The sequence below is a fragment of the Thiofilum sp. genome (genome assembly GCF_016711335.1).
GTDB lineage: Bacteria > Pseudomonadota > Gammaproteobacteria > Thiotrichales > Thiotrichaceae > Thiofilum.
Genome location: NZ_JADJTF010000001.1, coordinates 2742168 through 2756732, shown reverse-complemented (window position 1 = coordinate 2756732; position 14565 = coordinate 2742168). Strand labels below are relative to the sequence as shown.

Annotated in this window: 9 protein-coding genes and 1 CRISPR repeat array; of the genes, 4 read left to right on the top strand and 5 right to left on the bottom strand. The window is 42.9% G+C overall.

Going from position 1 to position 14565, the window contains the following annotated elements; genetic code table 11:
- Positions 1–70: 70 nt before the first annotated feature.
- The 4 genes from IPL34_RS13185 to IPL34_RS13170 all read left to right on the top strand — a co-directional run bounded on the left by IPL34_RS13185 (position 71) and on the right by IPL34_RS13170 (position 7582).
- Positions 71–913, top strand: coding sequence for a TdeIII family type II restriction endonuclease (locus IPL34_RS13185; protein ID WP_296841910.1), 843 nt, complete (start codon positions 71–73; stop codon positions 911–913).
- 15 nt (positions 914–928) lie between these two features.
- Positions 929–2458, top strand: a complete 1530-nt coding sequence (gene dcm / locus IPL34_RS13180) for a DNA (cytosine-5-)-methyltransferase (protein WP_296841909.1) — start codon at positions 929–931, stop codon at positions 2456–2458.
- Positions 2459–2487: 29 nt separating this feature from the next.
- Positions 2488–3831 (top strand): exodeoxyribonuclease VII large subunit, encoded by a 1344-nt coding sequence (gene xseA, locus IPL34_RS13175; protein ID WP_296841908.1) that lies wholly within the window; start codon positions 2488–2490, stop codon positions 3829–3831.
- Between the two features lie 182 nt (positions 3832–4013).
- A CRISPR array of direct repeats spans positions 4014–6133; the repeat unit is 36 nt; unit sequence GTTTAAACGATTGCCCTGTTTAAAAGGGATTAAGAC.
- 75 nt (positions 6134–6208) lie between these two features.
- Positions 6209–7582 (top strand): Fic family protein, encoded by a 1374-nt coding sequence (locus IPL34_RS13170; RefSeq protein ID WP_296841907.1) that lies wholly within the window; start codon positions 6209–6211, stop codon positions 7580–7582.
- 55 nt (positions 7583–7637) lie between these two features.
- On the opposite strand, the gene IPL34_RS13165 is transcribed toward IPL34_RS13170, so the two are convergent.
- The 5 genes from IPL34_RS13165 to IPL34_RS13145 all read right to left on the bottom strand — a co-directional run bounded on the left by IPL34_RS13165 (position 7638) and on the right by IPL34_RS13145 (position 14478).
- Positions 7638–8828, bottom strand: a complete 1191-nt coding sequence (locus tag IPL34_RS13165; RefSeq protein ID WP_296841906.1) for an ATP-binding protein — start codon at positions 8826–8828, stop codon at positions 7638–7640.
- Positions 8829–8971: 143 nt separating this feature from the next.
- On the bottom strand, positions 8972–11290 hold the full coding sequence (locus IPL34_RS13160) for a DNA internalization-related competence protein ComEC/Rec2 (protein ID WP_296841905.1): 2319 nt from the start codon (positions 11288–11290) through the stop codon (positions 8972–8974).
- 3 nt (positions 11291–11293) lie between these two features.
- Positions 11294–11980 (bottom strand): lipoprotein-releasing ABC transporter ATP-binding protein LolD, encoded by a 687-nt coding sequence (gene lolD, locus IPL34_RS13155; protein ID WP_296841904.1) that lies wholly within the window; start codon positions 11978–11980, stop codon positions 11294–11296.
- A complete protein-coding gene (locus IPL34_RS13150; RefSeq protein WP_296841903.1) occupies positions 11973–13238 on the bottom strand; it encodes a lipoprotein-releasing ABC transporter permease subunit in 1266 nt (421 codons plus the stop codon). The genes lolD and IPL34_RS13150 overlap by 8 nt, the downstream gene beginning before the upstream one ends.
- Positions 13231–14478 (bottom strand): lipoprotein-releasing ABC transporter permease subunit, encoded by a 1248-nt coding sequence (locus IPL34_RS13145; RefSeq protein WP_296841902.1) that lies wholly within the window; start codon positions 14476–14478, stop codon positions 13231–13233. The genes IPL34_RS13150 and IPL34_RS13145 overlap by 8 nt, the downstream gene beginning before the upstream one ends.
- Positions 14479–14565: the final 87 nt, after the last annotated feature.

Here is a 14565-nt window from a genome sequence, read left to right as displayed (position 1 = left end):
ACAAGCTATTTGTATTAGCAAGGGTTAGTCCCTAAACTAGGGCATACCTCAAAAGTCATTAGTATTAAGCATGAATACCACCCACTCGGTAACCTTAGCCATTCAAAGAGAAATCAAGACCTTAATGGATCGTGTAATGGAAAGGGTTTTACAATCTGACCCCTTCATCAAAGAACAACATCACGCTCAAAAACCATTGTATGCAGCACTGGTTCCCGATGAAATCTTCAAAGGCTCACATTTTGAACGCCGTTTTGTTACGCCATTTGGAGGAGTATGGGAAAAATTAGCTCAAGTAGTAGCGAATGAAGTGCATGGTGAATGTGTATTGGGAAAAACTGTCAATGGTACTATCGCCGCTGAGCGCTTACGTCGTATCCAAGAAGTACTTAATAATTTAGAGCACTCTACGTCTAAACAAGCTAAAGCAACTCCTAATTGGCAAGAAGAATTAACTTATATTAAAAAGGGAAAAGGTAGCCTTATTCCTGTCTCAGTAGTTTGTGATATTTATATACATAATATAAAAAATAATGAGTGCTATGCTTTTGAACTAAAAGCTCCTTTACCTAATAGCGACCAAACCAAAGTCAGTAAAGAAAAGCTATTTAAATTATTAGCTATGAATGAAACACCTATTACTAATGCTTATTATGCCTTACCTTATAACCCTTATGGTCAAAATAAAGCAGATTATAAATGGTCTTTTCCTAGACGTTGGTTTGATATGTGTAATGATCCGTGCGTCTTAATAGGTGATGAATTTTGGGATTTTATAGGTGGCGAAGGTACGTATAAGGCATTCATTAAAGAGGTTAATGAGCTTGGTCTTATTTATCGTGAGAAAATTTATCGAGAATACTTAGGCATAGAACCTCCAGCCGATAGCACTTTCAATTATCGATTACAGTGAATTAAGATAAAAACCATGCATATAGAAAAAAAATCAACCTTTTCATTTATCGATTTATTCGCTGGGATAGGTGGCTTTAGGCTCGCCCTTGATCATCTAGGCGGACACTGTATCCATTTTAGTGAAATTGATAATGAAGCTATTCAAACTTATTGTAGCAACTTTAATGAGAGTCCTAGTTTAAATCTTCACGATATTACTCAAATTAAACAACTCCCTAGCGTTGATCTGCTCACCGCTGGAGTCCCTTGTCAAAGTTGGTCTATTGCTGGAAAAAATCTAGGTTTTGATGATGATCGAGGTCAACTATGGAATGATACCTTATATTTACTGCATCAATCTCAACCAAAAGCCTTTATCTTTGAAAATGTTAAAGGGCTAGCTGACCCACGCAATCACACTGCCTTAGATTATATTTTAAAGCGTATTCAACAAGCAGGCTATTTTGCTAAGTATTTTGTTATTAATTCATCCGACTATGGAGTACCACAAGATCGAGTAAGGGTTTATATTGTGGGCTTCAAAGAAAAGCAATATTCTGATAGATTTCAACTACTTAAGCCCTATAAAAATCAACTGAAATTAATCGATGTTTTACAAGAAGATGTCAAATATACTATCCCGTATAAGCAAAATCAGGCGTCTATAGCCTTGGATTTATTTGGTCAACCTATAGAAAATAAACGTCGTTATCGTAAAACCCAAGGCATGAATGACTTCTTTTTATTTAACGATATTCGCAATGGTCCTACGACTATTCACTCATGGGATCTATTACCCACTACCGAACGTCAAAAAAATATTTGCTTACTGATATTAAAAAACCGTCGTAAAAGCACTTATGGCAAGCTTGATGGCAACCCTATGTCATTGGCTCATTTACAAGCACTCGATCACTCTATTACGCAGCAAGAACTCGATAGCCTAGTAGAAATAGGTATCCTAAAAACTCTAAACTACACTTATCAAGTTCAGCTAAAAAGCCAATCTGCCTTAGACGCTGTAGAGCTACTTATTCTAAATCATGCTGAACACAATCTGATTAGCCTAGATAATCTAAAAAACAGCCCCACACTTAAAAAAATACGCTCACAACTCGACGCTCTTTTAAATGGATTAGTGAGTAAAGCCATTTTAACCCCCTATGAAAAACGCTATGAGTTTAAATATACTAAAATTAGCACGGGTATTGAGGGAGTGAACCGAGTTTTTTTACCTAAATCAGAAGCATTTCCCACCTTAGTAGCAAGTGATACTAATGATTTTATTGCTTTGCAAGATATTGAAGCGGATACAGAGGAAGAGTATAAAAAGCTTTTTTTACAAGAAATTTTCCATAAGAAACAATTTAGAAAAATCTCTAAGCAAGAGGCTTGTTTAATTCAAGGCTTTCCAAAGGATTTTATCTTACCCGAAACCCGTAGCCGCTGGATGAAACTGATTGGGAATAGTGTTTCAGTGCCGGTAATCCAAATGCTCGCCCAAGCTATGCTTAATACCGGTTTTTTGGAATATGAGCAAAACACTAAACGCTGTGCCGCCTAAGCTTTTGCCTCACGGAAGTAATCACTATCATGGCTAATGACCCACGCCTTATTCTCACTGTTACCGAATTGAATAATGAAGTGAACCAACTGCTTAAACAAGCATTGCCTACTCTTTGGGTAGAGGGTGAAATTTCTAATTTAGTGCGGGCTAGTTCGGGGCATTATTATTTTAGTCTGAAAGATGAAAAGGCTCAGTTACGTTGCGCTTTATTTAAGGGGCGCTCGCTCAGCTTTAAACCAGAAAATGGTCAACAAGTGTTGGCTTTAGGCAGTGTAGGACTCTACGAGCCGCGTGGTGATTATCAGTTTGTGGTGAGCCAATTAGAAATGGCGGGTGTGGGGGCATTACAAATTCAATTTGAAGCGCTTAAACGGCGTTTAAATGAAGAAGGTTTATTTGCCTCGGAGCATAAAAAGGCCTTGCCATTAATCCCGAAAACGATTGGGGTGATTACCTCACCTACTGGCGCGGCGATTCGAGATATTTTGCAAGTATTGCGCCGTCGTTGCCCTCAAATTCCTATTTTTATTTATCCGGTATTAGTGCAGGGTTCATTAGCCGCTGAACAAATCGTGAGAGCGCTTGCTCAAGCTAATCATGATCAGCGTTGCGAGGTACTCATACTGGCACGCGGTGGAGGGTCGCTTGAGGATTTATGGCCGTTTAATGAGGAAACTGTTGCGCGTGCTATTGATAACAGCGTTATTCCTATAGTCACGGGGATTGGGCATGAGATTGATTTTACTATTGCCGATTTTGTCGCAGATCGCCGCGCCCCTACGCCTTCTGCTGCTGCGGAATTAGTGGGACCTGAAACTGCTGTCTGGTTTAATACGGTGCAGCAATGGCAGACGCGCCTTAATCGCAGTATGACGCGCTTATTACAGGCTCAAGTTCAAGCGCTGCACCAACTCCATAAACGCCTAGCCCCACAAAATCCTTTGAATCAGTTGCAGCAAAAAGCGCAACGCCTTGATGAGCTAGAGCAACGGTTAGCTGCTAATTTAGTGCGTTTAGTCGAGCGCAAAGGATTAGCGTTTAACGCTTTACACCAGCGTCTTAGGGCGCAATCCCCTACGCAAGCTATGGATCATGCTCAGGAACAGGTGGCGCAATTACACCAGCAACTTCAGCGCCGTATGGTGCGTTATTTAGAGCAGCAACGCGCTCAACTGCAAGTTTTAGCGGCTCAATTACAGGCTTTAAGTCCTTTGGGTACGGTGGCGCGGGGGTATGCGCTGGTTTGGACGGTGGATCAGAGGTTGGTGCGCAGTGTTGCACAAGTCAAAGCGGCGGATAGGATTGAGGTTATGGTGGCGGATGGGCAGATTAGTTGTGAGGTGATGGAGGTGAAGGAGTCTTTTAGCTGAGAATAGCAGATGAATGATGACTTAATGTTGATGAGTGGTTATAATGGTGGGGTTTCAAGCTCTTTAACAATGTGATTTAGGTGATTTGCTGAAATTTTTACCACCCTAGCTTTTTTGGAGGTAAAATTTCCGCTAAGGGTCTTTGCAAGTCATTGATTCTAAAGCCTCGCCAGACACGAAGGGTTTAAACGATTGCCCTGTTTAAAAGGGATTAAGACCTTGGCTTTCGCCTCCTGAATAACAATCTGACGATGTTTAAACGATTGCCCTGTTTAAAAGGGATTAAGACCATTTACCCAATCAAGATACGATTGCCATTCTGTTTAAACGATTGCCCTGTTTAAAAGGGATTAAGACGCACTAATTCCTTTCTCTTTTAAAAATGAACAAGTTTAAACGATTGCCCTGTTTAAAAGGGATTAAGACTCTTCTTGATATTCTGAATACCAACGGTTTGTACGGTTTAAACGATTGCCCTGTTTAAAAGGGATTAAGACCTTGGCTTTCGCCTCCTGAATAACAATCTGACGATGTTTAAACGATTGCCCTGTTTAAAAGGGATTAAGACCATTTACCCAATCAAGATACGATTGCCATTCTGTTTAAACGATTGCCCTGTTTAAAAGGGATTAAGACGCACTAATTCCTTTCTCTTTTAAAAATGAACAAGTTTAAACGATTGCCCTGTTTAAAAGGGATTAAGACTCTTCTTGATATTCTGAATACCAACGGTTTGTACGGTTTAAACGATTGCCCTGTTTAAAAGGGATTAAGACTAAGCATTTTGCGAATTACTGCACACGTAGCCGTTTAAACGATTGCCCTGTTTAAAAGGGATTAAGACGGATTCCTTTTAGTTGGTTTGTAAAAAATATGTTGTTTAAACGATTGCCCTGTTTAAAAGGGATTAAGACAGGTGTGTATCCGCCGTTATACATAGGTTGGATGTTTAAACGATTGCCCTGTTTAAAAGGGATTAAGACTAAGCATTTTGCGAATTACTGCACACGTAGCCGTTTAAACGATTGCCCTGTTTAAAAGGGATTAAGACAGCGTCGTAAGCGGTGAATGGATGTAAGTCATCGTTTAAACGATTGCCCTGTTTAAAAGGGATTAAGACAACAGTTATGTTTCAGGTTTAGTTCTAATTTAACGTTTAAACGATTGCCCTGTTTAAAAGGGATTAAGACTCGAGGTCATTGAAAAGGTCATCAAATTCAGACGGTTTAAACGATTGCCCTGTTTAAAAGGGATTAAGACACTGTCATATAGACGTTATGTCACTGGCAACTACGTTTAAACGATTGCCCTGTTTAAAAGGGATTAAGACTGCTAATATTTTTTTAATTAACGGTAGCTAGTGAGTTTAAACGATTGCCCTGTTTAAAAGGGATTAAGACGTTCATAGTCATGCCACGCTTTGGCTTGACTATGAGTTTAAACGATTGCCCTGTTTAAAAGGGATTAAGACCTGACGTGTCAATGAAACGGATAAACCTGTCGGTTTAAACGATTGCCCTGTTTAAAAGGGATTAAGACTATTGTTTTTGTACAATGAATGAAAATTATCAATGTTTAAACGACTGCCCTGTTTAAAAGGGATTAAGACCCATTTCAAATCTCCTAATTAATAATGTTTGAACGTTTAAACGACTGCCCTGTTTAAAAGGGATTAAGACCTAAACGCCGCCTTTTTAATTCCGGCAACCTTTGTTTAAACGATTGCCCTGTTTAAAAGGGATTAAGACTAAACGCCATCACATGCGGATCAGCCGGGCATGGTTTAAACGATTGCCCTGTTTAAAAGGGATTAAGACAATCCTTCCACCTTTGGGTTTGCAGTCAGTGTTGTTTAAACGATTGCCCTGTTTAAAAGGGATTAAGACGCTGTCGCAATTGCTGATCAACAAATGTTTTGAGTTTAAACGATTGCCCTGTTTAAAAGGGATTAAGACTAATTTGAGAAAACAAGTCTACGTCTCCTGTGCCGTTTAAACGATTGCCCTGTTTAAAAGGGATTAAGACTAGCCTCTATATACAAGGTTTGTAGCACGGGATGTTTAAACGATTGCCCTGTTTAAAAGGGATTAAGACTACTGTAATTGAAATAGACGTGCTGCTGGGAAGTTTAAACGATTGCCCTGTTTAAAAGGGATTAAGACAGCTTGCCATAAACGTATAGCGGGTTTTGAGGCGTTTAAACGATTGCCCTGTTTAAAAGGGATTAAGACGCTTCTGGGGTGGCTCCATTATTAACTCTACGCACGTTTAAACGATTGCCCTGTTTAAAAGGGATTAAGACCATAATGAATTACGACAAAAAATGTCGTAATCGAGCTATAATAGCTTAATTACGACACTTTGAGTCTTGCTAGTGATGACACAAATCGACATTGCCGCACAAAATCGCGTGATCTTAGAACTACTTAAAACCAGCATTTCGGGGTTAACGCTCACACAACTACAACAACAACTTCCCTTTACACTGACTACCCGTACTCTACAACGTCGCCTAGAAAGCTTAGAAGCAGCTCAACAAATTGCACCACAAGGCAATAAACGTACTCGCTATTATAAAGCAGTCACTCCAGCCTCACACCCGAACCCCTTACCAGAACATGAGTACCTATTGCCACTTTCTGAGCAAGGCGAAGCTCTTAAGCAAACTATTCGCCAACCCCTTACCTTACGTCATCCAGTAGGCTATCAGCGCCGCTTTCTAGATCAGTACCGCCCCAATGAAACCTTTTATTTACCCGAAAACACTCGACACTATTTAAAACAAATCGGACAGACTCAGGTACTTGCCCAACCTGCGGGGACTTATGCGCGACAAGTCTTTAATCGTTTATTAGTAGATTTATCGTGGAATTCGAGTCGTTTAGAAGGTAATACCTATTCACTATTAGAAACCGAGCGCTTATTACAATTAGGGCAAAGTGCAGACGGAAAAAAACTATTTGAAACTCAAATGATTTTAAATCATAAAGCGGCGATTGAGTTTTTATTAGATAGTAATACGGAGCTAGGATTTAATCGCTATACTATTTTAAACTTACATGGTTTATTGTCAGAGAATTTATTAGCTGATCCTTTGGCTTGTGGGCGTTTACGTTTTATTCCAGTAGGCATTGGACAAACTACGTATTTACCTTTAGAAGTACCTCAATTAATCGAAGAGTGTTTTAATCAAATCCTTGATACAGCGCATGTCATTCAAGATCCTTTTGAGCAAGCATTTTTTGCGATGGTGCATTTACCCTATTTACAACCTTTTGAGGATGTAAATAAACGAGTGTCTCGTTTAGCTGCCAATATTCCTTTGATTCGAGAAAACCTAGCCCCGTTGTCTTTTATTGATGTACCAGAGCGAGCTTATATTGATGCGATTCTGGCGGTATATGAATTAAATCGGGTGGAGTTATTGCGCGATGTGTTTGTGTGGGCGTATCAGCGTTCTAGTGCTCGCTATGCAGCCGTGCGGCAGAGTTTAGGTGAGCCTGATCCGTTTCAAATGAAATATCGAGATTTGATTAAGCAAACGGTGCAATATGTAGTGATTGAGCAATGGAATAAAGAGCAAGCCACAAAATATGTACAAGAAGTGGCTCGGAATCAACTGAGTAATGGTGAGCAACGGCGTTTTGTTGAGCTGGTTGAGATGGAGTTAATGAGTTTGCACGAGGGAAATATTGCACGGTATCGGTTACGCCCTTCGGAGTATCAGGCGTGGAAAGTAGGTTTTGTTTGAGTGCGGTAGCTTTTTGCTAAAGGCTAATTTAAACGATTGCCCTGTTTAAAAAGGATTAAGACGAGGAGCTTAATAGTTTCTCTTCACACCACTGACTCACTTGATAATAGGGTAACACCTCAAAAGCACTACGCTGTTGCCCCTCCTGCCCACCATAAACCAATGTCAAATCCAATACCTTCTCCCCCAAAAGCTCTTTAACCTTCAAAACCCCATTCATCGCATCACTCGCCACCGTTTGAGCCGCTTTTATCTCCAGCAAATGCGCACCCAACCCCTGCTCCACCAATAAATCTACTTCATTCCCCGCTGCATCACGATAAAAATTCAAATAAGGCTTAGCCCCTGCATTATGCAAACTCTTTAATACCTCCAATACCACCAGATTCTCAAACAAATGCCCGCGTAAAGGATGCGTCGGCAAATGCTCTAAACGGGTAATCCCCATTAACCAAGCGGCTAAACCCACATCATAAAAATAAAGCTTAGGCGTCTTAATTAAACGCTTACTAATATTGACAAACCAAGGCGGCAGACGAAATAAAATAAAAGAGGCTTCTAATAAACTAATCCACTCCTGAATCGTTTGACTCGATGCCCCTACATCATTCGCCAAACTACTCATATTCAATAGTTGCCCAATACGTCCCGCACTCAGACGCACAAACTTTTCAAATAAGGGCAAATTACGTAATTGCATTAAATCGCGTAAATCACGCTGCACATAAGTTTCAAAATAGTCACCCAATACCATAGCTGGATCTAAATTATGATCATAAATGCGTGGATAGCCACCTTTGAACATTAATTCATCTGCGGAATAAGCTGGCAAAGTAGGCGCTATCTCAGCTATTGATAAAGGCAATAATTTTAATAAAGTAGTACGCCCCGCTAATGACTGGGTAATATGATGACTCAATTCAAACTGATGACTGCCCGTCAGAATAAACTGCCCCATTTGTGGTCTTTCATCCACCGCCACCTGAATCCATGACAATAACTCTGGCACACGCTGAATCTCATCAATCACGCACCCCGTTTCTGGCTTAAATTGCGCTAGAAAAGCTTTAGGGTCAGTACGCGCAAACTCACGCGTATCAGGGCGCTCTAAATTGGCATAAGGGCGCTCAGGAAAAGCTTGGCGGCATAAAGTGGTTTTGCCGGATTGACGTGGACCAGTCACGGTCACTACCGGATATTGAGTAGCCCGCTGCAAGAGAATAGGGAGAAGATGACGTTCAATCATAATGATTTATGCAAATTTCAAGTAGAACTTTATTTTTACATAAAGTGTATCAAAACACGAGCTTAGACTTTAATCTCACCCATTGCCCATGCCAAATTCGTCTGTGCCATTACTCAAAACCTCACTTTAACTATTCACCACTGCTAGTCACGTCGCCACCAAACCCGCTGCCGCTCCCGCTCCTCCCACACCACCAAAGGCACAGCACCATTCGGCACACTTACCCGCAACTCACCCCCACCCGCCGTATTAAAATAAACAATCCCGCGCTCCTCCAAACGCTTCAGCACCTCAGCATGCGGATGCTGATAGCGATTACGATAGCCACTACTAATCAAAGCAAGCTTAGGCTGCACCGCCTGCAAAAACTCCGCACTCGATGACGACTTACTGCCATGATGCCCCACCACCAACACCTCACTACCTAAACCCTTGCCCCAACGCCTGAGCATACGTTGCTCAGCTAACCCTTCAGCATCAGCCGCCAACAATACGCTGTGATGCGCATTCGATACCTTGAGCACACAAGACAAATCATTATTCCCCGTAGCAGTATCATCAGGCTCAGGCGATAACACCTCAAACCTTACCCCCTCCCAAACCCAATTAGCGCCCATATAACAGGACTCAGCCGGATGATGAGGGAATAGTTCCAGTGCATTAGTTTGCAAAACAGCCTTAGGGTATACCGCCAATACCGCTTCAGCCCCACCACTATGATCATTATCGGCATGAGTAATCAGTAACTTATCCAAGTGCTGCACCCCTTGAGCCTGTAACCACGGTACGACTACCAGCTTACCCAAATCAAACTCATCCAACCGCGCCCCCGTATCGACCACGAGGATATGGTGCTGGGTTTGAATCACTTGAGCAGAGCCTTGCCCCACATCCAACACACTTAAACGAAACTCGCCCCAATCTGGACGCGGAGGCTGATAGCTAAAGAGCGGAATGATTAAAATCAGCCCTAGCCCACGCCCCACCATCCCACGCGGCATAATGAGCAACAATACCCCTACCCCCGCACCGGCTAGCCAATACCACGGTGCTGCACTTAAAAATTGCGCCGCCCAAGGCAAAGCACTTAAATACTCCAGCAACTGCATTAAGTACTGCACAGCGATTTCTGCCATCAGCCACAAATAAACACCAATACTCCACCCCAGCGGATACAGCAGTAACCCCACCAATAGCAGCGGTACGACTAGCACCGTCACCAGCGGAACAGCGATCAAATTAGCTAGCGGTGACACCCACGACACCATGCCAAAAAACCCCGCTGTTAAAGGAATCATGCACAGCGCAATACCGATTTGCAGCCTAAGCCACAGCCAGCGCGAAGGTTGAGCCTCACGTTGCGCCAGTAATACTAATAATGTCACCGCCCCAAACGATAACCAAAACCCCGTAGTCAAAGGGGCGAGGGGATCAAACAGCAAGACCGCACTTAAAGCAGTCGCTAAGATCCTTGACCAAGGCAAACGCGTGCGCCGCGTAAGCAACCACACCACCACTAAGATCATGATCAAAGTGCGCTGAGTCGGAATATTAAACCCCGCCAATAAGCTATAACCTGTAGCAAACACTGCCCCCAATACGCCCGCTAATACTTGCGCCGGAATACGCTCCCACAGGCTCGGATACAACCAACCGATTAGCCACACCGGAACGAATCCCAGCCATGCGACCATTGCAATGTGTAGCCCCGAAATCGCTAATAGGTGAATGGTTCCGGTATTACGCAATAGCTCCCATTGCTCAGTATTGATATGCTCCTGATCGGCAATAGCTAAACCTTGCAATAAACCTAACACACTGGAGTCCGGCAAAGTATGCGCTAATGCTTCCTTAATACGAGCGCGAATCGCATCAATATTGAAAATCGAGGCAGTATCTAAACGCTGATTAAAATGACTGTCGCGTACATAGCCTGTGGCACTAATGCGTTCAGTCGCTAACCAACGCTCATAATCAAAACCATGTTGATTGATAAAACCCGTGGGACGCTTAGCGCGAATACGTAATTGCCAGACCTCACCCGCTTGCACGGCTAAGGTTTTCGTTTGATACCCAGTGAGTTTGATGCGCCCTAACTGATGCGTAGGTAGTTTGGTATTGACGGGTTTAGCAGTATATACGTCTAAGACAAAACGGGTACTGCGACCATCGAAAGCAGGTAGATCAATCACTTGCCCCACAACTTCAATATCTTGCCCCTCCCAACTGCTAGGAATACGTTGATCGAGTAGGTGATGAGCACTGAAAGCACTATAGCCAAAACCTATCAAAGCGGTGCTGAAGATGATCAAGAAGGATTGCAAGCGAGTTTGAATCAGGCTGTAAGCAAAACCACTTAAGCCTAGTAGTAGAAAGAAAATACTCCACCCCTTCAAGGGCAGAGTCGTTAAGAATAAGGCGCTTAGGCAGCCTATTAGTAAGCCCAAGGCTAAGCGCCGCATGGTTTAAATGCGCTTGAGTTCCCCGTCCATGAGGCGATACATCGTATCCATACGACTAGCAAGTTTCAGGTCATGGGTTACGATCACAAATGCCGTTTGCAATTGTTGATTTAAGCCTTGCATGAGTTCAAACACTTGTTCAGCGGTTTGCTGATCCAGATTACCCGTTGGCTCATCGGCGAGTACCGCTTTAGGGCGCGTCACCAATGCCCGTGCAATCGCTGCACGTTGACGCTCCCCACCAGAGAGTTGTGCAGGTTTATGATCTAAACGCTCGCCCAAACCCACATGTTTGAGTAAGGAACTGGCGGTATGGCTGGCACTTTTGACATCCACCCCGCGAATTAATAGCGGCATAGCCACATTTTCCAGTGCGGTAAACTCCGGCAATAGATGATGGAATTGATAGATAAACCCTAAGCCCTCATTGCGCAAATTACCGCGCTCTACATCGGAAAGCTGATCTAAGCGTTTGCCCAGTACCTCTACGTGACCAGAGCTAGGCAAATCTAAGCCACCTAAAATGTGCAGTAAGGTACTCTTACCACTCCCCGAACTGCCGACAATAGCAATGCGCTCACCTGCTTGCACTTCAAGATCCACCGAGCGTAAGACATGCACGTTTAAGCGCCCATCGGCAAACGATTTAGTGAGCTGACTACAGCGAATCACCACAGGATTATTATTCATAACGTAATGCCTCAGCGGGTTGAACTTTAGATGCACGCCACGCCGGATAAATCGTGGCTATTAAGGACAAAATAATCGATGCGCTAGTAATTAAAATCACATCACGCGGATTCACCCGCGACTCTAATTCACTAATAAAATACACATCACCGGAAATAAAATGCGTATCAAACAATACTTCTAACCAACCCACTATCGTACCTAAATTCATCGCTAATAATATGCCTAAACCCACTCCAATCGCTGTACCAATAATGCCAATTAAAGTCCCCTGCACCATAAAGACCTGCATAATTTTAGCGGGCGACATCCCTAAAGTACGTAAAATGGCAATATCGGATTCTTTATCAGTCACTACCATCACTAAAGTGGACACCAAATTAAAAGCAGCGACGGCAACAATCAGAAGCAAAATAATAAACATGACTGATTTTTGCATTTGAATCGCTTTAAAGAAATTCTCATTTTGGCGCGTCCAGTTATTTACCCACAAATCAGGATAATTTAGCCCCATCCGCGCCATAATTTCAGTATCTAAATTAGGTGCTTGATAGACATCATCGAGCTTTAAACGAATACCCGTGACACTGCTATCCATTTTAAAAATTTCTTGCGCATCGGCTTGATGAATATACACAAAAGCAGAATCGTAATTTTGCATATCAATGCGAAATATCGCGCCAATGGTAAAACGCTCTAAGCTCGGCAATTCTCCGGTTTCTAATGCATCCCCTGAAGGACTAATTAAGGTGACTTTATCACCAATATCAACTTTTAAATCTTCTGCCAGTTTTGAGCCAATCATAATATGATGACTGCCCGCTTTAAGCGTATCAGGGTCGCCTTTTTTAATATGCTTAAAGACATCGGCGACTTGTGACTCGTATTCTGGTAATACGCCCTGCAACATGACACCACGCGCCTCGTCGCCATGATTGAGCATCACAGGTTTTTCAATAAAGGGCGCGGCAGCTTTAACATGCTGAAAGCGTTTTACATCCTCTAGCATCGGTTGCCACTGATCGACCATTGCATCATTTTCGGATACCGTGACATGCGCGAGCATACCTAAAATGCGCTCCCGCATGGCCGACTCAAAACCATTCATCACTGAAAGCACAGTGATGAGCACTAATACCCCAATAGCAATTCCAATCATGGACGCTAGGGAAATAAAGGAAATGAAATTGCTTTTACGCCGTGACTGGGTATAACGCAGACCAATTGAAGCGACCAACGGCTGGAATAAATTACTCATAACGTAAAGACTCCGCTGGTTGAATCTTGGCAGCTCGCCGTGCCGGATAAATAGTGACTAATACCGAACAGATTAATGCCGCAATCGCAATTTTAATAACATCAGACCAATACATTTGCGAGGGTATTTCACTAATATAAAATAAATTGGGCGGAAAAATTTTAAAGCCAAAGGTATTTTCAATAAAGGGCACTATGCTTCCTACATTCAGCGCTAATAGCACACCCAACATCACTCCAAAAATAGTTCCCACTATACCAATAATACTGCCCTGCACCATAAAGATACGCATTACCTGATTAGGCGACATACCCAGCGTTTTTAATATGGCAATATCTGCCTGCTTATCATTCACCGCCATCATTAAAGAGGCGACTAGATTAAATAAAGCCACTCCTACCACTAGGAATAAAATTAAGGTCATAGCAATTTTTTCGGTTTTAACGGCGCGAAATATACTGCCATGCTCTTCCGTCCAGTCACGTACTTTAAACTCAGTACCTAATTGCGTTTCTAAGGACTGTTTAAGTGTGGGCGCATTAAAGAGATCACTGAGCTTCAAGCGAATACCGCTCACGCTATCCGGCATACGAAATAGGCGTTGTGAATCATCCAAATGAATAAAAGCGGTCAAACCGTCATATTCTTGCATTCCTACGCGATGAATACCGACTACGGTAAACCGCCTTACACGCGGCATAATCCCTGCTGGGGTCACTTGCACTTGGGGCACGATCACGGTCACTTTATCGCCTAACCCCACCCCTAAATTATTCGCCACCTCTACACCGAGCACGATACCGTACTCACGCGGCGCGAGTGCCTCCATACTGCCTTCTAAGAGGCGGAAATTGACCTCGCTGACTTCAGGCTGTTGCGCAGGATCAATGCCCTGAATAATGACACCGCGTAGGCGATTGCCATTAATCAGCATGACTTGTTTTTGCGTGTAGGGTGCGGCTCCGGCAATTTGTGGATTGGCTTTTAACGTTTGCAAGGTGCTTGACCAGTTACTGAGCTGATTATCAGCACCCGATACCGTGACGTGCGCCACTACTCCCAGAATGCGGTCACGCAGCTCCTTTTCAAAGCCGTTCATCACCGACAGGATAGTAATTAATACCATCACGCCCAACATAATACCCAGCATGGATGCAAAGGATATGAATGAAATAAAACGGTTACGCCGCCTTGAGTGGGTATAGCGTTGACCGATAAAAAGTTCTAATGGTTTAAACATGGATGGCACGATCACCCTGATACCGATTGGCTGCTGTGGTGTTTAAGTTAAACAATTGAGTTAATTGCAATCAGCGACCCCTTGTGA